This is a genomic window from Vibrio hyugaensis (assembly GCF_002906655.1).
GTDB classification, from domain to species: Bacteria; Pseudomonadota; Gammaproteobacteria; order Enterobacterales; family Vibrionaceae; genus Vibrio; species Vibrio hyugaensis.
In genome coordinates, this window is record NZ_CP025794.1 from 2,432,302 (window position 1) to 2,452,948 (window position 20,647).

Consider the following 20,647-nt stretch of genomic DNA (forward strand, 5'->3'; position numbering starts at 1 on the left):
TCCACCTTTAAGAGGGGGGACAATGTTTATGCGCTAAAAGTCTGAACCAAATCGACTTTTATTAGAAAAATTGCATATAAACGCAAGTTTCGAGATTTTATTGAGACAATAAAAAACGCCAGTGAGGTATCACTGGCGTTTGAATGATTCACAATCAGAATTGGTTTATGTGTGCTAAGAAAGGCTCGGCTTGCATAAAGCCGGTCAAACGAGCGTTTGAAACATGTTTGCCATTCGCATCCCAAAATTCAATCGTCGGTAAACCTAATACATTCATATACTTAAGAAGTTCGATATCTTGTACTTGGTTCTTGGTTACATCGGCTTGTAGCAGTACAAAATCTTGCAGTTTTACTTCGACACTTGGGTCATGGAAGGTGTACTTCTCAAACTCTTTACACGCGACACACCAATCAGCATAGAAGTCGAGCATCACGGGTTTACCAGCTTGCTTAGCCAATGCCAATTGTTGTTCGAGCTCTGTTACATTAGAGACGCGCGTAAAGCTTACTGTCGCTTGTTGAGTTTGCGTTGTTGTGTGACCACCAAACCAGTAATTAAGTGCTGGTTGAGCTGACGCGAACAAACCAAGTACAGCGATAATGCCTACTGCACTTTGTTTCCAACCACCAAACTCAAGGCTGTTCTTGATGTGGTATAGCCAACCAAATGCAGCGATACCCAGTGCTGACCACAATGCAGTTGCCCATATTTCTGGCATGATGCGCTCAAGTAGGAAGATAGGCGCTGCCAGCAGAATGAAGCCGAATAGGGTCTTAACGCGATCCATCCAACCCCCTGCTTTTGGCAGAAGTTTGTTGCCGAATACAGCAACAAGAATGAGTGGTATTCCCATACCCACCGCCAGTGCGTAAAGCGCGATACCACCAGTCAGCAAGTCACCGCTTTGTGCAACGTAAAGTAGCGCACCAGAAAGAGGTGCCGTGGTACATGGTGAGCACACCAGACCTGAAATCGCACCCATGGCGAATACGCCTGCGCTGCTGCCGCCTTGTTGTTTGTTGCTTAGGTTGTTTAACCACGTTTGCACGCCACTTGGCAGTTGCAGGTTATAAACGCCAAACATAGACAGTGCGAGTGTCACGAACAGCACACTCAAACCAATCAGCACATATGGGTGTTGCATCGCTGCTTGGAACTGCATGCCCGCAGACGCCACCACAAGACCGAGTAGCGTGTAAGTCAGCGCCATGCCTTGCACGTAGACAAACGACAAGCCTAGCGCGCGGCGTTGACTGAGTTTGCCACTACCTAAGACGATACTTGTCAGGATTGGGTACATCGGCAATACACATGGTGTAAAGGCCAAACCTACACCTAATGCGAGGAACAATAATGGCGTCCACCAATTGTCTGCAAGGTTAGCCGCTAGGTTATCTTGTTGAGTCACGGGTACCGAAGAGCCGCGTTCAGATGTCGATGATTCCGCTGCTGGTGGTGTAACGTTTGGCTTTGATTCAACCTTTGGTGCGGTAGTCGCTGTTGTTGAACCTGAGTTCGATGATGTAAACGCACTGATAGGAATCACACGCGTTTCTGGTGGGTAGCAAAAGCCTGCTTTCGCACAACCTTGGTATTGCACTACGACACGTGCGCCATCTTGCCAGTTTTGCAGCGGCACGTTGACAAATAGTGGATCTGTATAGATGTGTACATCACCAAAGAATTCATCTTTATGTGGCGTGCCGTCTTCCATTTGCAGTTCGCCTAGCGACACATTTTCGCCCGCAACGGATAAGCGCTCTTGATACAGGTAGTAACCATCACGTACCTGCCAGTCCAGCATGAGCTTGCCGTCCTGCTGGTAATAGTTGAATTGGAAGGCCTGATCGACAGGCACAAACGTATCGTTGCTGCTGCCAAAAGTGTTGCTTTGGCTGTTCCCTAACTGATCATTGCCAAACAGAGCAAAAGAAGGCGCAGAAAAGGTAATAAGCCCTAAAAGTAAGACGGAGAGTAATGCACGCATAAAAGGTTCAATTCATCTTAGATAATTGCCGTTAGTGTAACTCAATCAGACCTGCTGGCTAGCCAATAAGTTTCATGGAAGTGAAGATTTGTTAACCGTTGTCCAATACTACAGGCAATAAAAAAGGGAGCCGAAGCTCCCCCGAGTAAGACTCTGTTTCTGCTAGATCAGTAGCCCACCGAACGCGAATCCAAGTGCAACTGCTGAAGCGATAGTTGCTACGCCTGGTACGAAGAATGGGTGGTTGAATACGTACTTACCGATACGAGTTGAACCCGTGTCGTCCATCTCAACCGCAGCCAGTAGCGTTGGGTAAGTTGGTAGTACGAATAGCGCACTTACTGCTGCGAAAGACGCAACTGCGGTAAGTGGTGCCACACCGATTGCTAGTGCTGCTGGCATCAGCGCAACGGTAGTTGCACCCTGCGAGTAAAGCAGCATTGAAGCGAAGAATAGAACAAGTGCTAGCATCCATGGGTAGTCTGCTAGTAGTGCACCCGCAACTTCTTTGATGCCATCAACGTGCGCGTTAACGAACGTAGAACCTAGCCATGCCACACCAAGTACACACACACACGCTGTCATACCAGAGCGGAATGTTGCAGCTGCTGGGATTTTGCCTGCGTCAATTTTACAGCTCAACACGATTGCTGCCGCTGCCGCTAGCATTACTGCCATGATCGCTTCGTTACGACCAAGTGCTGGGTTTTCGATAAGACCAATTGAACCAGAGATCGCTGCTGCGTAGCAGACTACGAATGCGATAGCGCCTAGGAAGATGAATGTTGCTTTCTTCGCTGTTGGCAAGATTTCGCGTTTCGATTCTGTGTTTAGCTTGATAAGGCCTTTTGCTAGACGGTCTTGGTATTCAGGATCATCTTTAAGCTCGCTGCCCATGAAGTTCGCGACAAATGCACCGATCATACAAGCGATGAAGGTGGTTGGGATACAAACCGCTAGTAGCGTTAGGTAATCAACGCCAAATGGGTGCAACATTGCAGCAAACGCCACAACTGCCGCTGAGATAGGCGATGCTGTGATAGCGATTTGCGAGGCAACTACCGCGATAGACAGTGGACGAGAAGGACGAACACCTTGGCCTTTCGCTACTTCTGCAATAACTGGCAAAGTAGAGAATGCTGTGTGACCTGTACCTGCTAGTAGTGTCATCAAAAATGTCACGATAGGTGCGTAAAAGGTGATGCGTTCGGGATGTTTACGCAAAAAGTCTTCCGCAACCTGAACCATCCAATCTAAACCACCAGCTACCTGCATTGCTGCGATAGCGGTAATAACAGACATGATGATCAGGATTACATCGACAGGGATGAAAGACTGGCTTGTCGGGACGCCTAGGATTAAAGACAATGCAATTACCCCAGCACCACCGGCAAAGCCAATGCCGATACCACCGATTCTTGCCCCCAAATAAATGAAGAGCAGAACCACGAAGAGTTCGACCATTACCATATTGATACCTCTTTTAGTTTTTAATGATTCTGATTTTTTGAACACTCAGGAACAGGTGTAAATGCTCAGAAAATCAGAACCCGAGCGGCTTACGGCAATAAAAAGCGCATAAAAATTGTGGTTAACCGTATCAGAGCCTAAAAAAGGGCCCCGTTTGGGACCCCTTTCACCAGCGATTACTCGTAGCGTTTCGCTTTATAAGTCGGATGCATGAAGTTTTCAACCGATAAGATGTCATCTAGCTCTTCTGCGGTTAATAAACCACGTTCTAGAACCACATCACGTACGCTCTTACCTGTTTCAGCACAGATCTTACCAACAATGTCGCCCTCGTGGTGACCGATGTATGGGTTTAGATAAGTCACGATACCGATAGAGTTGTAAACGTAGTTTTCACAAACTTCTTTGTTCACCGTGATGCCATCGATACATTTGTCACGTAGGTTCACACATGCGTTGTGTAGTAGAGAAATAGACTCAAACACGCTTTGTGCGATTACTGGCTCCATTACGTTTAGCTGTAGCTGACCGCCTTCTGCTGCGAAAGATACCGTGTTGTCGTTACCTAGAACCTTGAAGCAAACTTGGTTTACGACTTCTGGGATAACTGGGTTTACTTTAGCTGGCATGATAGAAGAGCCCGCTTGCATTTCTGGTAGGTTCAACTCGTTTAGACCAGAGCGAGGGCCAGAAGAAAGTAGGCGAAGGTCGTTACAGATCTTCGACAGTTTCACTGCTAGACGTTTAAGCGCGCCGTGCGTCATTACGTAAGCACCACAGTCAGATGTTGCTTCGATTAGATCTTCTGCTGCAACCACTTCTACACCCGTAACTTCTGCTAGGTGTTTTACGGCTAGTGCTTGGTAGCCTGTTGGTGCGTTTAGACCAGTACCGATTGCTGTTGCACCTAGGTTGATTTCTAGTAGTAGCTTAGACGTGTAGTCTAGGGCGCGAATCTCTTCGTTTAGTGTCACTGCCCATGCGTGGAACTCTTGACCCACAGTCATAGGAACCGCGTCTTGAAGCTGAGTACGACCCATCTTCAAGATGTCTTTGAATTCTTGTGCTTTAAGTTCGAATGCACCTTTTAGGTATTCGATCGCTTCCATCAACTGATGAACACTGTTGTAAACCGCGATTCGGAAACCGGTAGGGTACGCACAGTTTGTTGATTGGCTCTTGTTTACGTGATCGTTCGGGTTGATGAACTCATATTGGCCTTTTTCCTTGCCCATCAGTTCAAGCGCAACGTTCGCAATAACTTCGTTAGTGTTCATGTTCACTGACGTGCCTGCACCGCCTTGGAACACGTCTGAAGGGAACTGATCCATGCACTTACCTGTTTCAAGGATCAAATCACACGCTTCTAGGATGTAGTTAGCAACGTCTTTTGGAATTGCACCTAGCTCTTTGTTTGCTAGTGCAGCGGCTTTCTTTGTCATTACCATACCGCGTACAAACTCAGGTACGTCAGAAATGGTAGTGCTTGAAATATTAAAGTTTTCGATAGCGCGAAGGGTGTGGATGCCGTAGTAAGCATCAGCAGGAACATGACGTTGACCTAATAGATCTTCTTCAATACGAGTGGCTTGGTTTGCTGTCTTTGGAGCATCAGATAGTGTAGCCATAACAGGATCCTTAGATAATAATTCTGATATTTAAGTTATTTATTAGCCATTTCTGCAATCTAGAATCCGTTCATCAGAGTTTTTGGCTGGAAAAACCGTCCTGACTTATGTGGCACATCATACTGCACCTAGCGCATAAAAATAGTAAGTGGATCACCTTTTTCGCTTTTAATGCGTCAATAATTTGCAAAGTATGAACGGGATATTAATAACCCTTTATGGGTAGGTGTTTTTCCTCGACAAACATGGATTTTAAGAGTGCGAAAATAGCACTTTTCAACGATCAAATTTTGTATATGCACCTTTGTTCAAAGGGCGTTTTTTACACAACGTATTCTCTCTAGGATGAACACGCTTTTTTACAACGATTCGTTTGAGCTTAGTAGGCTTTTGCCATTACACTGAAATCAACAAAGGAGGGCATGTGTTTCCTATCTTATTATTGGCGTTTATTTTCGTCCCGATCATCGAAATCGGCCTATTTATTCAGGTGGGAGGCTTTTTAGGTCTTTGGCCTACGATTGCTTTAGTTCTGATCACCGCATTTGTTGGCGCGTCTTTGGTACGCAGCCAAGGCATCCAGACATTGATGTCAGTGCAAGGTCGCTTAGAGCAAGGTGAGCTTCCGGCTCAACAGATTTTTGAAGGCGTAATGCTGGCGGTTGCAGGCGTATTGCTGTTAACACCAGGTTTCATGACCGACGCATTGGGTATGTTAGTGTTGTTGCCAGCACCGCGAGCGGCAATTGCAAAATACCTAATGAGCAAGATGGTGGTGAAGACTATGAATGGTGGCGGCTTCCAAGGTGGCTTCTCAAATCAAAGTCCCTATGAACAAGACCCGTTTCGTCGTGACCCATTCGATTCTCAATCGGACAACGGCAATACCTTCGAAGGTGAATACGAGCGTAAAGACGACAATGACCGTAATAAACTCAACTGATTCAATAGGTGAGTAAGAAAAGCAAAAGGGCGCATTGAGCGCCCTTTTTAGTATCTGTGATTTGGTGCGCTTACATTGCGCCTTCAAAACCCATTTGACGCCATGCTTCAAACGCGATGATCGCAACGGCATTAGAAAGGTTCAGGCTACGAGCATCTGGCATCATCGGGATGCGGATGCGCTGCTCCATTGGCAGGCTATCAATCACATCTGCTGGTAGTCCGCGAGTTTCTGGACCAAACATCAATACATCGCCTTCTTGGTACTTCGCATCCACATGATGACCCGTTGTTTTGGTCGTACACGCAAATAGGCGGTAGTTGCCTTGTTTCTCTTTCTCTAAGTATTCCAAGAATGCTTGATAATCTTTATGACGCGTTACACGAGCCAAATCGTGGTAATCCAAACCTGCACGGCGGACTTTCTTCTCTTCTAGATCGAAACCCAGTGGCTCAATCAGGTGGAGATTCGCACCACAGTTAGCACACAGGCGAATGATGTTGCCGGTGTTCGGCGCGATTTCTGGTTCGTATAGAGCGATATCAAACATGGTATTGAATTAGGTTGGTCAAAAACAGACGGGCAGTATATACCCAAGTCACCTTGAGAAGCGAGATTCAACACAATGACTTGGGGGGCACAAGGGCGTGTAGGTAAACCTTGTCGCCCAGATGTTGAAAGGTTTAACCGAGTGCGCGAGCGTAGTTTTCTTCTACTGCGCGCCAGTTCACTACGTTCCACCATGCGTCAATGTACTCAGGACGACGGTTTTGGTAACTGATGTAGTAAGCGTGTTCCCACACATCCAGCGCTAGAACTGGCTCACCTTGCACCGTGGCAACATCCATCAGAGGATTGTCTTGGTTGCTAGTGGAGGTAATGTGAATCTCCCCATCCTTTACGACTAACCAAGCGAAGCCAGAACCAAACGTATTGATAGCCGCTTGTGCGAATTCGTCTTTGAATTTTTCGAAGTCACCAAACTTATCGTTGATGGCTTGAGCGAGTGCACCTTGAGGCTCACCGCCACCATCCGGTGACATACAATTCCAATAAATGATGTGATTGTAGTAGCCGCCACCGTTGTTACGAATAGCTGGGCTGTGTTGAGAAATGCAAGCGAAGATGTCATCGAGGCTTTGGGTCTCGAGAGCGCTGCCTTTTGCGGCAGCCATAAATTTATCGTAATACGTTTTATGGTGTTTGCTGTAATGAACTTCCATGGTTTTCGCATCGATGTATGGTTCTAGTGCATCGTAGCGGTACGGAAGCTCTGGAAAAATATGCGACATTGTAAATCCTCCTTTATGAAGGACTTACTTTAATGTTAATGAAAATCATTATCAACTTTGATCTTTGTAAGGTTATTTGCCTACTTTGAGTAATGGCAGAGTAATCGTGACTCGTAACCCACCTAATGGGCTGCGGCTCGCGACGATAGAACCGCTGTGTTGGCGGATGGCACTTTCGGTAATGGTCAAACCAAGACCAGTACCGCCAGAATGACGATCACGGGCTGTCGAGACTCGGTAAAATGGGCGGAAGATGGCTTCTAATTCTTCTTCAGGCACACCTTCACCATTGTCATCTACAATGATGTTCAAGATGTCTGCGCTGTCTTGAATGTCGATCTTCACTTCATCTTTGCCATAGTAAATCGCATTACGAATGATGTTTTCTACCGCACTCATCAACAGTTTTGGATTGCCAGAAATGCTGCGCTCAGGAAGGTTAGAGTAGTTCAGTGCTTTGCCCATTTGTTCGGCTTCAAACTGCGCATCCTTAATGATCTCTTCCCACAAACTTACTATTGGCTGAGTCTCACGCGTCATGTGACTGTTCACTTGCATGCGTGAAAGTTCGAGTAGTTCGGCGATCATCTGCTCTAAACGTTGCGCTTCGGTGTCGATCCGGGTCAACTCTGGACTTTCCCCTTGCTTACGGGTGGCCAGCGCATTCGCCATACGCAAACGAGTCAAAGGCGAACGTAACTCATGTGAAATGTCCGACAATAAGCGTTGCTGACCAGAAATCATCTGATTCACCGCCTCGACCATCTGGTTGAAGCTGGTTCCGGCTTGGCGAAACTCGGTTGTGCCTTTCTCTAGGTTCGGGTCGATAACGAATTCACCTTTCGCGACGCGTTGCGCTGCACTTTCCAAGCGTCGAGCGGGTTGGCTCAAAGCCCACGCTAACCAAAGCAACAACGGGGTACTCACGAGCATAACTGCAAGCAGCAATTGCAATGGGTGATCGAACAGGCGCAACATGATTGGTGGCGGCTCATTCCACTTAAAGCCGACGTACATCAACAGGTCCGAATTGGCGATTTTGATCGGCACGGGGCCTGCGATCATGTAGCGGCCGTAGAGTTTTTGTTTAGGCTGCGACTGATCTTCAATGCTAGTGACAAAGTTTTGCAGCGCACGCAGTTTGAAGTCTTTGTGGCTCGATGTGGTTAAGACATTGCCTTCGTGATCGGAAAAGAAGATACGCGGACGCGGATCATGCTTACTGCGTCGCTGACCTTCAATGCTGAACAAAATCTTGCCGAGGTTATCTTGCTTGCGATACTTCTTCTCAATGCCGTCGCGTATGTCGATCATACGCTGATAGTGGTCTTGCGGGATGTCGCGTGCTTTCCGTGGGTCAAGATGTGGCAATGACAGCACTGCCATCAGAACCAAAAACATGGTGAACCAAAAGATGGCAAAGATGCGTCCATACAAGCTGTTTATCTTCGGCAGTTTGAAGCGTGGTGCTCGCATTAATCCTCCTCAATCAGCATGTAGCCGCGCCCGCGTAGCGTCTTAATACGAGGCTTACCGTTACTTTGGTCTGGCAATTTTTTACGTAGATTGGATACGTGCATATCGATCGCACGATCAAACGCGGCTAAGCGCTTGCCAAGTACATCTAAGCTTAAGGCTTCTTTAGTTAGCACTTGCCCAGGGTTTTGCACAAAGTGTGTCAGAAGAGCAAACTCTGTTGTCGTTAAATCTAACAACGTCTGTTCGCAGTATGCTTCTTGTTTGCCAGGGAAGAGTTTGATTTCTTGGTACTCAATGCAGTCACTGTTCTTCGCGCTCTTCTGGGTGCTGCTTGTACGACGCAAAATCGCACGGATCCGCGCGAGTAATTCACGGTCGCTAAACGGTTTTGGTAGGTAATCATCAGCGCCAAGCTCTAGGCCGATAACGCGGTCTATCTCTTCGCCTTTCGCTGTTAGCATAAGCACTGGTGTCTCCCAGTTTTCGCGCAAGCGTTTGAGGGTTTCCATTCCATTGAGTTTTGGCATCATGACATCGAGCAAAATAAGGTCAATCTCATCAGTGACAGCTGCGAGGCCTGCTTCTCCATCGTTGGCTTCACTGACGTTAAAACCTTCAAAGCTCAGCACCTCTTTAAGCAGGCTAGTTAGCTCGGTATCGTCATCAATCAAAAGAATGTTCGCCATTTGAGTACCTATTTATGATTCGTGGTTGCTTTAATATTACATGGGAATGATAGGTAACGAAGAGTGTAAAAATCACTCTTTACGATTCTTTACGGTCTCTATACGTCGCTTTACCTAGTAGGTCGTATTCTACACTCAAGCGCTGTGAGAACAGCTCAGAAGAATCACTAACCTGTGTAAGGAATCAAATTATGAAAACTGCAAAGAAACTAGTACTGGCTGCTGTTGTTCTACCACTAACTCTAGGTACAGCGAGCGCATTCGCATTTGGTGGTAAAGATCATAAAGGTCACCGTGGTGAGTGTGGTAAAGGTATGGACCGTGGCATCATGCGTCAACTAGGCCTGACTGATGCACAGAAAGACCAGCTAAAAGAAATGCGTGAAGCGAACAAAGCGGCGATGAAAGCAAAATTCGCAGATGGTCACGAAGCACACATGGCAGAGCGTCAAGCGCACCACGATAAAGTTCAAGCACTTCTATTGGCTGATAACTTCGATGAAGCCGCAGCAAACGACCTAGCAAAAGAGATGGTTGAGAAGCAAACTGAGCGTCGCGTTAAGATGCTAGAGAAGAAACACCAAATGCTGAGCGTGCTGACTCCTGAGCAAAAAACAAAATATGTTGAGCTACAAAAAGAGCGCCAACAAAAATGTGGTGAAAAAATGCAGAAACGCATGGAAAAACACCAAAACAGCTAATCACTGATTGAATGAAATAAAGAGGTAGCCATCGTGCTGCCTCTTTTTGATCTTGGCGATTTCATACTCATTCAATAATTCTCAAGGTATACTCAAAGTAAGGTTTGAGTTAACTCTTTGATTATGAAACACGAATATGCACGTTTAGTCACGACCGCTGCTTGGACGGCGACCATTGTCGCGACGATTCTTTTAATAGTAAAAGTCATTACTTGGTGGGTTACAGGTTCTGTCAGTCTGCTTGCTTCCTTGATTGACTCGATGCTGGATATCGCCGCATCGGTCGTGAACCTTATTGTTGTGCGCTATTCACTACAACCCGCTGATAGAGAACATACCTTTGGCCATGGTAAAGCGGAGTCGCTAGCAGCACTGGCGCAGGCAATGTTTATTTCTGGTTCTGCTGTCTTCTTGATTCTTAATGGTATTGAGCGATTTTTCCGTCCACATGAGCTGAATTCACCTGAGCTAGGGGTTTATGTCTCTCTATTCGCTATGGTCGTTACTTTTGGACTCGTGATGTTCCAAAAGCATGTGGTACGTAAAACGGGTAGCCAAGCGATTGCTGCTGACTCACTGCATTATCAAACCGATTTATACATGAATGGCGCCATCATGGTGGCCTTAGGATTGAGCTATTTTGGTGTAACCCAAGCCGATGCAGTGTTTGCGGTGGGGATTGGTATCTTCATTTTGTACAGCGCATTCAAGATGGTCAGCGAAGCGATTCAGACGTTGCTTGATAGAAAGCTACCAGATGAAGAACTGGAGCAGATCCGTGAAGCATGTATCAATGTTGAAGGTGTGTTAGGAGTCCATCAGCTAAGAACTCGTATGTCTGGACCGACGCGCTTTATTCAATTGCATTTAGAGTTGGATGATCATTTACCTTTAATAAAAGCCCATCATATTGCCGATAAAGTTGAAGATAATTTGTTGGCGCTTTTCCCGGAAGCGGACGTGTTGATCCACCAGGATCCATTGTCGGTCGTCTTTGGGCCAGAGAAAGAACAAAAGGCGCAAGATTGGTAGCGGTCGAAAAATCAGACCAAGCATAACGACAAATAGGCGCTTATTGGCTATCTTTCCATCACTACTTACTAAGAATCGTGATCCTGATGTGAATCAACGAAGTTGCAAAGAGAAACTGTAATACTCTTACATAAGTAGAAAAGTTACATAAAAAAGTGTGTTTTCATTGGTATTCCTGTAGAGGAAATGTAACATAACGCACAGTTCTGGATTATGCAGGTTGCTTGGTAACAAGGGGCCTAGAAGAAAATTAAATAAATTGATTGCCAAAGATCGAGGGTGAGCATGATTAAGAAGATCGGTGTTTTAACAAGTGGCGGTGACGCACCTGGTATGAACGCAGCAGTACGCGGCGTAGTTCGTACAGCACTATCTGAGGGATTGGAAGTTTACGGTGTTTACGATGGCTACCTAGGTCTTTACGAAGGCCGCATCGAGAAGCTAGATCGTTCTAGCGTTTCAGATGTGATCAACAAGGGTGGTACATTCCTAGGCTCTGCACGTTTCCCTGAATTCAAAGAAGTGGAAGTTCGTGAACAAGCGATTGAGAACCTTAAAAAGCACGGTATCGATGCACTTGTTGTTATCGGTGGTGACGGCTCTTACATGGGTGCTAAGAAACTGACTGAAATGGGCTACCCATGTATCGGTCTACCAGGCACAATCGATAACGATATCGCAGGTACGGATTACACAATCGGTTACCTAACTGCACTAAACACAGTTATCGATGCAATTGACCGTCTACGTGACACGTCTTCTTCTCACCAACGTATTTCTATCGTAGAAATCATGGGTCGTCACTGTGGTGACCTTACTCTGATGTCTGCAATTGCTGGTGGTTGTGAATACATCATTACGCCAGAAACTGGCCTAGATAAAGACAAGCTAATCAGCAACATCCAAGATGGCATCTCAAAAGGTAAGAAACATGCGATCATCGCACTTACTGAGCTGATGATGGATGCAAACGAACTAGCGAAAGAGATCGAAGCAGCAACAGGTCGTGAGACTCGTGCGACGGTTCTTGGTCACATCCAACGTGGTGGCCGCCCAACAGCGTTCGACCGTGTTCTAGCATCTCGCATGGGTAACTACGCGGTTCATCTACTAATGGAAGGCCATGGCGGTCGTTGTGTTGGTATCGTGAAGGAGCAGCTAGTTCACCACGACATCATCGATGCAATCGAGAACATGAAGCGTCCAGTACGTAACGACCTATACCAAGTTGCTGAAGAGCTATTCTAAGCAACTGGTTAAAGTCAGAATCAAAAAAACCGCGGTTATCCGCGGTTTTTTATTATCTAACGTTTACGCTGATGGTTGGTGTTCTGCCAATGTTATTCTTCGCTCACGCAGTGCAAACCAATACCCCAATAGCCCACCCATCGTATTCCCCAGCGCAATACCAATAAACAAACCTTCGATGCCATAGACGTGGCTACCAATCCAAGCTGCAGGCAACGTAAATACGAATAAACGCATAAAGCTCCATTGGAAGGCACGCATCGGTTTGTGCATTGCGTTGTAGCCACTGACTAGCATCATCACAATCCCTTGGAAGCCATAACTAAATGGCACCACCAATAGGTAATGCCAAAGCAGATCTTTTACGGCGGTTTCTTGAGAGAACAAGGCTGCAAGAGGAGTGCTGAGTGGCACCATCATCAAGAAGATAAATCCTTGAAAGAGAACCGCGAACCGCATGCTGAGGAACCAACCGGAAAAGGCTCGATCTGGATTATTTGCCCCAAAGTTTTGTGCCATAAATGGGGTGAGAGCGGAAGTGAGAGACATTAAAACCAACAACAGAATAGATTCAATACGTTGAGCTGCGCCATAAGCTGCTACTGCTGCTGTCCCATGACTTGAAAGTAACATCATCAGGATTGCGCCCGATAATGGGTTCATTGCATTGGAGAGCGCTGCAGGAGTGCCGATTTTTAACGTTTGTTGCCAGTCTTGTTTGATGAACTGCCATTGCGGCGGGGCAAGTAGCTTCTCACGTTTGACGAGTAGGTAAAGCGAACCGCATAACGCGCCAAACCAACTGAAGGCACTAGCAATCGCCGCGCCTTGGATGCCCAATTCAGGGAAGGGCCCGTAACCAAAGATAAGCAATGGATCGAGAATACCGTTGATAAGCCCTGCCAGCATCATGATTTTAGCTGGAGTTTTGGTATCGCCGGTTGCGCGAATCGCACTATTTCCCGCCATTGGAATTACCAACAGAGGAATAGTGAGATACCAAACCTGCATATACTGTGCGATCAGCGGAATAGAATCTTCTTTCGCGCCCAAGAAGCTGAACAGCGGCTCGATAGTAAAAAAGCCTAGTGTTGAGGCGATCATCACCAGCACAACTGCCAGCAATAACCCGTGGCTGGTAAAGCGAGCTGCTTGAGGAGCATGGCCTTGACCTAACAGTCTACCAATATTGGTAGAAAGCCCCATGCCGATGCCCATGGTGATGCAGTTCACCGCAAAGGTGACGGGAAAGGTATAACTGATTGCTGCTAGGGCTTCTGTACCCAGCAACGAGATAAAAAAAGTATCGACCAAGTTAAACATCAAAATGGCAATCATGCCCATCGTCATCGGGATGGTCATTTTGCGTAAGGTGTCAGGAATGGGCGCGGTCAACAAACCATGCTTATCTTCGGCCTGATTGTCCGGCTTGTTTTTTTCCAGCATTTTTGATGTCTATCTGGTGAGGGAAACGCAAGGATACAAGAAAGCGAGATAGTGGGCGAGTGAGCATTTCGCACGCAAACCGTTGCCTAGCTGCTGGTTATTTTAACTAAGTCACAAAAAATTCACGTCTACCCCTTGGGATCGTTAGGTTTGCCCCTTATATAGTGATCACGTGCCCTACGCGGGCAATTATCAAATAAACATGAAAACTTTCAGGAGAGACGACCGATGAACATTCGTCCATTACATGACCGAGTTATCGTAGAACGTAAAGAAGTTGAATCAAAGTCAGCGGGTGGCATCGTTCTAACTGGTTCTGCTGCGGAAAAATCGACACGTGGTGTTGTTCTAGCTGTAGGTAAAGGCCGCATTCTAGAAAACGGCACAGTGTTACCGTTGGACGTTAAAGTTGGCGATACCGTTATCTTCGCTGAAGGTTACGGCACAAAGACTGAAAAAATCGACGGCAAAGAAGTGCTAGTAATGTCTGAAAACGACATCATGGCAATCGTTGAGTAATAGCAATCATTGAGTAATTTTTTGCTCTGATTCAAAAACGAAATCGAAAACAGAATTTAGAAAGGAAATCAAAGATGGCTGCTAAAGACGTTAAATTTGGTAATGACGCACGAGTTAAAATGCTAGAAGGCGTAAACGTTCTAGCGGACGCAGTAAAAGTAACACTGGGTCCTAAAGGTCGTAACGTTGTTCTAGACAAATCTTTTGGTGCACCAACGATCACTAAAGATGGTGTATCAGTAGCGCGTGAAATTGAACTGGAAGATAAATTCCAGAACATGGGCGCACAAATGGTTAAAGAAGTTGCGTCTAAAGCAAACGACGCAGCGGGTGACGGTACAACAACAGCAACGGTTCTTGCTCAAGCTATCATTACTGAAGGGTTAAAAGCGGTTGCTGCTGGTATGAACCCAATGGATCTTAAGCGCGGTATCGATAAAGCAGTTATCGCAGCGGTTGAGCAACTAAAAGAACTATCTGTTGAATGTAACGACACCAAAGCTATCGCACAGGTAGGTACTATCTCTGCAAACTCCGATGCAACAGTGGGTAACATCATTGCTGAAGCGATGGAAAAAGTAGGCCGTGATGGCGTGATTACCGTTGAAGAAGGTCAGGCTCTACAAGATGAGCTAGACGTAGTAGAAGGCATGCAGTTCGACCGCGGTTACCTATCTCCTTACTTCATCAACAACCAAGAAGCAGGCTCTGTTGATCTAGAAAGCCCATTCATCCTTCTAGTTGATAAGAAAATCTCGAACATTCGTGAGCTTCTTCCAACGCTAGAAGCCGTTGCTAAAGCGTCTCGTCCACTGCTTATCATCGCTGAAGATGTAGAAGGCGAAGCACTAGCAACGCTAGTAGTAAACAACATGCGTGGTATCGTGAAAGTAGCTGCTGTTAAAGCACCTGGCTTTGGTGATCGTCGTAAAGCAATGTTACAAGACATCGCTATCCTAACTGGCGGTATCGTGATTTCTGAAGAGATCGGTCTAGAGCTTGAAAAAGTAACGCTAGAAGATCTAGGTCAAGCTAAACGTGTAACTATCACTAAAGAAAACTCAACCATCATCGATGGTGCGGGTGAAGAAGCGATGATCCAAGGTCGCGTTGCTCAAATTCGTCAACAAATCGAAGACGCAACATCAGACTACGACAAAGAAAAGCTTCAAGAGCGCGTTGCTAAGCTAGCAGGCGGTGTTGCAGTCATCAAAGTTGGTGCAGCCACTGAAGTTGAAATGAAAGAGAAGAAAGACCGCGTAGAAGATGCACTTCACGCAACTCGCGCAGCGGTTGAAGAAGGTGTCGTTGCTGGTGGTGGTGTTGCACTTATCCGCGCTGCATCTAAAGTAGCTGGTCTTGAAGGCGACAATGAAGAGCAAAACGTAGGTATCCGCGTTGCACTACGTGCAATGGAAGCACCTATCCGTCAAATCACTAAGAACGCGGGTGATGAAGAATCTGTTGTTGCTAACAACGTTCGTGCTGGCGAAGGTAACTACGGTTACAACGCAGCAACGGGCGAATACGGCGACATGATTGCAATGGGTATCCTAGATCCAACGAAAGTAACTCGTTCTGCTCTACAATTCGCAGCATCAGTGGCGGGTCTAATGATCACGACTGAAGCGATGGTGACTGACCTACCACAAAAAGAAAGCGCAGGCATGCCTGACATGGGCGGTATGGGCGGTATGGGTGGTATGGGCGGCATGATGTAATTTGCTGCTTGTCTTGTCGCTCTAACGCCTTATAGCTGCATCGAAAGTGTTCATTTACGTGCGTAAACTCCGCGCTTTCTCTTTGCTCTAAGACGTTATAACTTAAAGACAACCGACCAAACCAAACTATTAAGCCGAGGTGAATGCCTCGGCTTTTTTGTGCCTGTTACTTCGGTATTGAGCCTTTCTTGCGTGAGCTTGTAGGCCTATTCTTACTTTTTCTTTTTAATCTGATAGTTAGCCAGTAATTATTACGCTTAATTTTTATCAGGTTAATTGGTTTAAAAATGCGCAACTGTGCGGGTATTGTGCGTAATTCGTCAGGGAAAATGCAGATAAATAACTATGATGAATCAATTGCTTTATTTGTCAGAGAGTTAAATATGACTTCCAGCTAACATTTATTGATTCAAAATGGCGCAAAATTTGTACATTACACTATGCTGTAAAACAACTATTCCCCCATGGAGATTAAAATGAAAAAGCTTATGACGTCATTGGCTGTTGCAGCCGTAATCGCTTCACCTGTTGCTCTTGCTGATAGCTCGCCAGTTATGTTCTCTACCATCGACAACACTAACGCGCCTTCTAACTCTTCTGTTGGTGGTGTTCGCCTTGCGGTCTTACATGGCCAAGTAAACGAAGTAAAAGGTGTCGACTTTTCGGTTCTAGGTATGTCTGAAACAGACCGCACAACAGGTGTGAATTTCGGTTTGTTCTTTGGTGCTTCTAAAGTTAATCAAGAAATGACGGGTGCATCACTCGGTCTTCTTAACTGGAACGAAGGCCAAACTAATGGTGTTAACTTAGGTGCAGTGAACATCACGAACAATGTAAAAGGTCTAAACTGGAGCGCAGTGAACTACTCAGAAGGTTACACAATGGCAGACATCGGTTTGGCGAGTATCTCTAAAAAATCTAACTTCCAGTTAGGTTTCTTCAATATGACTGACCAAATCGACGGTGTTCAAATTGGTCTACTAAACTGTGCGGATAACGGCTTCTTCAAGTGTTTCCCTATCGTGAACTTCGCTAAATAAGTTAAGTCGTCGTCACGAACACACGGATAAAAAAGACCCCGAGGAATATCGGGGTCTTTTTTTGTCTGTGGATCTCATTCTGAAATGTTTTTAGGCATTTAGGACGAATAAGGCTACTTCATGATTCTGGTTGAGGTTTTTCGCTGCTGCATCCTTTGATGCACACCGCGGCGTAGAGCTTTAATGCGATTTTCTGCTCTATCCACGCCAAGCAAGACCGTCAATGCCAAAACAGTAATTACGACGGATTGCGTTAGATACCCAAGGCCTATCATCAAGCCGAGACCTGCCAATACCCAAATCACTGCAGCGGATGTCACCCCATGGATTTTGCCGTCTTGTGTCATCATCACCCCTGCACCTAAAAAGCCCACTCCAGTGATTATCTGGCCAAGTACACGCGCTTGGTCGAGCGTATTAGGTGAAAGCGAGACGGCCATCGACATAAATAAGTAAGTGCCAGAGATAACTAAAATAGCGGTACGAATACCAACAGGTTTACCCCGCGTTTGGCGCTCTATACCGATCATTAAGCCGTTGATGGCGCAACAGGCTAACGCAGGCCAACTGAATGGGCCAAGATCGAAAATGTGTTCAAAAGTTGCTTGCATCTTAACCTCCAAATTTGCGGAGTATGCATAGATAAGACCGCCCGAGCGAACAAAAGCTTTTACTCGTAACGACAATCTTTATACGGAAAGCAACTTACTCTAGATGCAGATCCAGTGGCGTTTTACTTGGTCGGCCGCCAATTTCACGAGTCAATTTAGGCACTAGGTAGCCCGAGACGCGAGTAATCAAGCCACGCATGATTTCTTTTGCTTCTTCATCAGAGACGAAGAAATGTGCCGCGCCTTGGACTTTATCTAACACGTGTAGGTAATAAGGTAATATTCCTGAGTCAAACAGGGCTTCATTGAGAGCAACTTGTGCTTCTATGCTGTCATTGACGCCTTTTAATAGCACGCCTTGGTTAAGCAAAGTAACGCCGGCTTGTTTCAGTTTTGCCATTTGAGCAGTAAATTCAGCATTGATCTCGTTGGCGTGGTTGATGTGCGTTACCAAGATGATTTGCAAGCGAGAGGCTCGCAGTAGCTGACACAACTCGTCAGTAATACGTGCAGGGATTACCACAGGTAAACGGCTGTGAATACGCAGGCGCTTGATGTGAGGGATTTGTGCTATGTGTTCTAGTAGCCAGTGGATCTCATCGTCTTTTGCCATCAGAGGATCACCACCTGAGAAGATAACTTCATTCAGTTCTGGCTGCTTCGCCATGTATTCTAAGCACTGAGTCCAAGCTTGTTTACCGCTCTTGTTCTCTTGATAAGGAAAATGACGGCGGAAGCAATAACGGCAGTTCACGGCACAGCCACCTTTTACAATCATCAATGCGCGATTGCGGTATTTGTGTAACAGCCCAGGCACTTCGTTGTCTTGCTCTTCCAGAGGATCATTGGAGTAACCTTCGTGAACCTCGAACTCCTCGTTCAAAGGTAATACTTGGCGTAAAAGTGGATCGTAAGGATTGCCTTTTTCCATCCTATCGACAAAACTTTGCGGTACACGCTGTGCAAACAGCTTGCGCGCAGCAAACCCGTCTTGCCACGGCGAAGGATCAATTTCCAAACTTTCCAGCAACTTTGCAGGATCAGAGATCCCATTCGCTAACTGTTTGAGCCAGTTTTGCTCAACAGATTCGACTTTTCGGGTTATTATGTGCGGCATTGAATTTAGCTCTAAGAATGTAAGAGGAAAAAATGGCTACAGTTAGCACCAATGAATTTAAAGGCGGCCTTAAGTTAATGCTTGATAACGAGCCTTGTGTAATTCTGGAAAACGAATACGTTAAACCAGGTAAAGGCCAAGCGTTCAACCGCGTTAAAATTCGTAAACTTCTTTCTGGTAAAGTGCTAGAGAAAACATTCAAGTCTGGTGACACTTGTGAAGTGGCAGACGTAATGGATATCGACCTAGATTATCTATATTCAGACGGCGAATTCTACCACTTTATGAACAACGAAACTTTCGAGCAGATCGCTGCAGACGCGAAAGCGGTTGGTGACAACGCTAAGTGGTTGGTAGAAAACAACACTTGTATGATCACGCTTTGGAACGGTAACCCAATCACAGTTACTCCACCAAACTTCGTTGAACTAGAAGTTACTGACACAGACCCAGGTCTAAAAGGTGACACTCAAGGTACAGGTGGTAAGCCAGCAACACTATCAACTGGCGCTGTAGTACGTGTACCACTATTCATCGCAATTGGCGAAGTGATCAAAGTTGACACTCGTACTGCTGAATATGTAGGTCGTGTGAAGTAATTCACCTCAGACTTTCTGGTTGAAAAGGTCGCTTCGGCGGCCTTTTTTATTATCTGTTGTTTTATCCTAACAGCTTCAAGCTCTAGCGTGATAGATACCAACAACAAACTTGATCGCTCATCAGCCGAGAAAGGGCTGAACCTTGCTGCGGTGATTGGCTTAATGAACCAAGTAAGAAGATCAAACAGTAATATGAGCATGGGTGGTCAAAAGCTTAAAAGCAAAAAGATCATAGGTAACCCAAAGCTCTGATAGCGGGGCAAATTAAAGTAATGCAGAAGCTGATACGTGTTATCCGGCTCTCTTTTTTGTTGGTGATATATTGCTAAATATTTGCACTTTATCTCAATATCACATTGATTTTATGAAGATAAAAAGGCGATGGTGAAATTTGTGGCTATAGTAAATCGACACCCAACAAGCGCAAGGAAGCACTATGTCGACTCAAGAGCAACATCACCCACTCAATGATTTTGTGGAATACTCTCCGCAAGAAATGGCAGCAAGAGCTGTACAGAATCTTGAGCAACTTCAGCGCCGTCATTCAATTCGTAGCTTCTCTGATCGTCCAGTGGCGAAAGAAGTGATTGAGCACTGCATTCGAGCAGCAGGTACAGCTCCGAGTGGTGCAAACCATCAGCCTTGGCATTTTGTTGCGATTAACAGTGCGGAAGTGAAAGGGCAGATCCGCCAAGCCGCTGAAGAGCTAGAACGTTCTTTCTATGAAGGTCGAGCAGGGCAAGAGTGGTTAGATGCACTTAAGCCACTCGGTACCAATGCCAGCAAGCCTTATCTAGAAAAAGCACCATGGCTGATCGCGGTGTTTTCGCAAAAGAAAGGTGGCGTAAGCAATGATGGGGCACAAACTAACTATTACGTGCACGAGTCAGTCGGGATTGCCACAGGCTTTTTACTTCAAGCGCTGCACAATGCAGGTTTGGGTACGCTGACTCATACACCAAAACCAATGAGTTTCTTGAGTAAGATTTGCGGGCGAGACAATGATGTCGATCGTCCATATATGTTGATTGTGACCGGTTATCCGGAAGAAGATGCGACCATTCCGGAACATGCGATGCACAAAAAGTCACTGGATGAAATCGCGACCTTTATTGAATAGCGGTT

General features: G+C 46.0%; 19 protein-coding genes. 9 read left to right on the plus strand and 10 right to left on the minus strand.

Annotation, left to right across the window (positions count from 1 at the left end):
* Positions 1–154 precede the first annotated feature (154 nt).
* The 3 genes from C1S74_RS12005 to aspA form a co-directional block, all read right to left on the minus strand.
* The gene (locus tag C1S74_RS12005) at positions 155–1,990 is read right to left on the minus strand and encodes a protein-disulfide reductase DsbD (RefSeq protein ID WP_045399610.1); all 1,836 of its coding nucleotides are present in this window, start codon (positions 1,988–1,990) and stop codon (positions 155–157) included.
* A 162-nt stretch (positions 1,991–2,152) separates the two neighbouring features.
* Complete coding sequence (locus C1S74_RS12010) at positions 2,153–3,460, minus strand: anaerobic C4-dicarboxylate transporter (RefSeq protein ID WP_038870965.1); 1,308 nt, start codon at positions 3,458–3,460, stop codon at positions 2,153–2,155.
* A 176-nt stretch (positions 3,461–3,636) separates the two neighbouring features.
* The gene (aspA, locus tag C1S74_RS12015; RefSeq protein ID WP_038870968.1) at positions 3,637–5,088 is read right to left on the minus strand and encodes an aspartate ammonia-lyase; all 1,452 of its coding nucleotides are present in this window, start codon (positions 5,086–5,088) and stop codon (positions 3,637–3,639) included.
* Between the two features lie 424 nt (positions 5,089–5,512).
* Here aspA and C1S74_RS12020 point away from each other — a divergent pair, with 424 nt between their 5' ends.
* Complete coding sequence (locus tag C1S74_RS12020) at positions 5,513–6,031, plus strand: FxsA family protein (protein WP_045399614.1); 519 nt, start codon at positions 5,513–5,515, stop codon at positions 6,029–6,031.
* A 70-nt stretch (positions 6,032–6,101) separates the two neighbouring features.
* Here C1S74_RS12020 and trmL read toward each other — a convergent pair whose 3' ends face one another.
* From trmL to C1S74_RS12040, 4 genes are all read right to left on the minus strand, one after another.
* Positions 6,102–6,581, minus strand: coding sequence for a tRNA (uridine(34)/cytosine(34)/5-carboxymethylaminomethyluridine(34)-2'-O)-methyltransferase TrmL (gene trmL, locus C1S74_RS12025; RefSeq protein WP_012126507.1), 480 nt, complete (start codon positions 6,579–6,581; stop codon positions 6,102–6,104).
* 133 nt (positions 6,582–6,714) lie between these two features.
* Positions 6,715–7,323, minus strand: coding sequence for a superoxide dismutase (locus C1S74_RS12030; protein ID WP_045399617.1), 609 nt, complete (start codon positions 7,321–7,323; stop codon positions 6,715–6,717).
* 72 nt (positions 7,324–7,395) lie between these two features.
* The gene (gene cpxA, locus C1S74_RS12035) at positions 7,396–8,799 is read right to left on the minus strand and encodes an envelope stress sensor histidine kinase CpxA (protein ID WP_045399619.1); all 1,404 of its coding nucleotides are present in this window, start codon (positions 8,797–8,799) and stop codon (positions 7,396–7,398) included.
* Entirely contained in the window at positions 8,799–9,488 is a 690-nt protein-coding gene (locus tag C1S74_RS12040; RefSeq protein WP_038870981.1) for a response regulator, read from the minus strand. The genes cpxA and C1S74_RS12040 overlap by 1 nt, the downstream gene beginning before the upstream one ends.
* Before the next feature lie 191 nt (positions 9,489–9,679).
* Between C1S74_RS12040 and C1S74_RS12045 the strand changes: the two genes are divergently transcribed.
* From C1S74_RS12045 to pfkA, 3 genes are all read left to right on the plus strand, one after another.
* Positions 9,680–10,189, plus strand: a complete 510-nt coding sequence (locus C1S74_RS12045) for a CpxP family protein (RefSeq protein WP_045399622.1) — start codon at positions 9,680–9,682, stop codon at positions 10,187–10,189.
* 123 nt (positions 10,190–10,312) lie between these two features.
* Positions 10,313–11,221, plus strand: coding sequence for a CDF family cation-efflux transporter FieF (fieF, locus tag C1S74_RS12050; RefSeq protein WP_038881483.1), 909 nt, complete (start codon positions 10,313–10,315; stop codon positions 11,219–11,221).
* 285 nt (positions 11,222–11,506) lie between these two features.
* Positions 11,507–12,469: a 6-phosphofructokinase gene (gene pfkA, locus C1S74_RS12055; RefSeq protein ID WP_038870987.1), complete on the plus strand. Its 963-nt coding sequence runs from the start codon at positions 11,507–11,509 to the stop codon at positions 12,467–12,469.
* Between the two features lie 63 nt (positions 12,470–12,532).
* On the opposite strand, the gene C1S74_RS12060 is transcribed toward pfkA, so the two are convergent.
* Entirely contained in the window at positions 12,533–13,915 is a 1,383-nt protein-coding gene (locus tag C1S74_RS12060; protein ID WP_045399625.1) for an MATE family efflux transporter, read from the minus strand.
* A gap of 228 nt (positions 13,916–14,143) precedes the next feature.
* On the opposite strand from C1S74_RS12060, the gene C1S74_RS12065 reads away from it, so the two are divergent.
* The 3 genes from C1S74_RS12065 to C1S74_RS12075 all read left to right on the plus strand — a co-directional run bounded on the left by C1S74_RS12065 (position 14,144) and on the right by C1S74_RS12075 (position 17,195).
* Positions 14,144–14,434, plus strand: coding sequence for a co-chaperone GroES (locus tag C1S74_RS12065; RefSeq protein ID WP_005381516.1), 291 nt, complete (start codon positions 14,144–14,146; stop codon positions 14,432–14,434).
* Positions 14,435–14,508: 74 nt separating this feature from the next.
* A complete protein-coding gene (gene groL / locus C1S74_RS12070) occupies positions 14,509–16,155 on the plus strand; it encodes a chaperonin GroEL (protein WP_038870992.1) in 1,647 nt (548 codons plus the stop codon).
* Positions 16,156–16,631: 476 nt separating this feature from the next.
* Complete coding sequence (locus C1S74_RS12075; protein WP_038870994.1) at positions 16,632–17,195, plus strand: VC2662 family protein; 564 nt, start codon at positions 16,632–16,634, stop codon at positions 17,193–17,195.
* A 113-nt stretch (positions 17,196–17,308) separates the two neighbouring features.
* Here the strand turns inward: C1S74_RS12075 and C1S74_RS12080 are convergent, their stop codons facing one another.
* Both C1S74_RS12080 and epmB read right to left on the minus strand, forming a co-directional pair.
* Entirely contained in the window at positions 17,309–17,806 is a 498-nt protein-coding gene (locus C1S74_RS12080) for an MgtC/SapB family protein (RefSeq protein WP_045399627.1), read from the minus strand.
* A gap of 94 nt (positions 17,807–17,900) precedes the next feature.
* Positions 17,901–18,923, minus strand: coding sequence for an EF-P beta-lysylation protein EpmB (gene epmB / locus C1S74_RS12085; protein WP_045399630.1), 1,023 nt, complete (start codon positions 18,921–18,923; stop codon positions 17,901–17,903).
* A 32-nt stretch (positions 18,924–18,955) separates the two neighbouring features.
* On the opposite strand from epmB, the gene efp reads away from it, so the two are divergent.
* Both efp and C1S74_RS12095 read left to right on the plus strand, forming a co-directional pair.
* Entirely contained in the window at positions 18,956–19,522 is a 567-nt protein-coding gene (gene efp, locus C1S74_RS12090; RefSeq protein ID WP_005425036.1) for an elongation factor P, read from the plus strand.
* A gap of 436 nt (positions 19,523–19,958) precedes the next feature.
* Positions 19,959–20,642, plus strand: a complete 684-nt coding sequence (locus C1S74_RS12095; protein WP_045399633.1) for a nitroreductase family protein — start codon at positions 19,959–19,961, stop codon at positions 20,640–20,642.
* The last annotated feature ends 5 nt before the right edge of the window (positions 20,643–20,647 follow it).

Bases quoted from the DNA above. Each gene is read 5' to 3' on its own strand.
- C1S74_RS12005 (WP_045399610.1), bottom strand. From the start codon at position 1,990: ATGCGTGCATTACTCTCCGTCTTACTTTTAGGGCTTATTACCTTTTCT.
- C1S74_RS12010 (WP_038870965.1), bottom strand. From the start codon at position 3,460: ATGGTAATGGTCGAACTCTTCGTGGTTCTGCTCTTCATTTATTTGGGG.
- aspA (WP_038870968.1), bottom strand. From the start codon at position 5,088: ATGGCTACACTATCTGATGCTCCAAAGACAGCAAACCAAGCCACTCGT.
- trmL (WP_012126507.1), bottom strand. From the start codon at position 6,581: ATGTTTGATATCGCTCTATACGAACCAGAAATCGCGCCGAACACCGGC.
- C1S74_RS12030 (WP_045399617.1), bottom strand. From the start codon at position 7,323: ATGTCGCATATTTTTCCAGAGCTTCCGTACCGCTACGATGCACTAGAA.
- cpxA (WP_045399619.1), bottom strand. From the start codon at position 8,799: ATGCGAGCACCACGCTTCAAACTGCCGAAGATAAACAGCTTGTATGGA.
- C1S74_RS12040 (WP_038870981.1), bottom strand. From the start codon at position 9,488: ATGGCGAACATTCTTTTGATTGATGACGATACCGAGCTAACTAGCCTG.
- C1S74_RS12045 (WP_045399622.1), top strand. From the start codon at position 9,680: ATGAAAACTGCAAAGAAACTAGTACTGGCTGCTGTTGTTCTACCACTA.
- fieF (WP_038881483.1), top strand. From the start codon at position 10,313: ATGAAACACGAATATGCACGTTTAGTCACGACCGCTGCTTGGACGGCG.
- pfkA (WP_038870987.1), top strand. From the start codon at position 11,507: ATGATTAAGAAGATCGGTGTTTTAACAAGTGGCGGTGACGCACCTGGT.
- C1S74_RS12060 (WP_045399625.1), bottom strand. From the start codon at position 13,915: ATGCTGGAAAAAAACAAGCCGGACAATCAGGCCGAAGATAAGCATGGT.
- C1S74_RS12065 (WP_005381516.1), top strand. From the start codon at position 14,144: ATGAACATTCGTCCATTACATGACCGAGTTATCGTAGAACGTAAAGAA.
- groL (WP_038870992.1), top strand. From the start codon at position 14,509: ATGGCTGCTAAAGACGTTAAATTTGGTAATGACGCACGAGTTAAAATG.
- C1S74_RS12075 (WP_038870994.1), top strand. From the start codon at position 16,632: ATGAAAAAGCTTATGACGTCATTGGCTGTTGCAGCCGTAATCGCTTCA.
- C1S74_RS12080 (WP_045399627.1), bottom strand. From the start codon at position 17,806: ATGCAAGCAACTTTTGAACACATTTTCGATCTTGGCCCATTCAGTTGG.
- epmB (WP_045399630.1), bottom strand. From the start codon at position 18,923: ATGCCGCACATAATAACCCGAAAAGTCGAATCTGTTGAGCAAAACTGG.
- efp (WP_005425036.1), top strand. From the start codon at position 18,956: ATGGCTACAGTTAGCACCAATGAATTTAAAGGCGGCCTTAAGTTAATG.
- C1S74_RS12095 (WP_045399633.1), top strand. From the start codon at position 19,959: ATGTCGACTCAAGAGCAACATCACCCACTCAATGATTTTGTGGAATAC.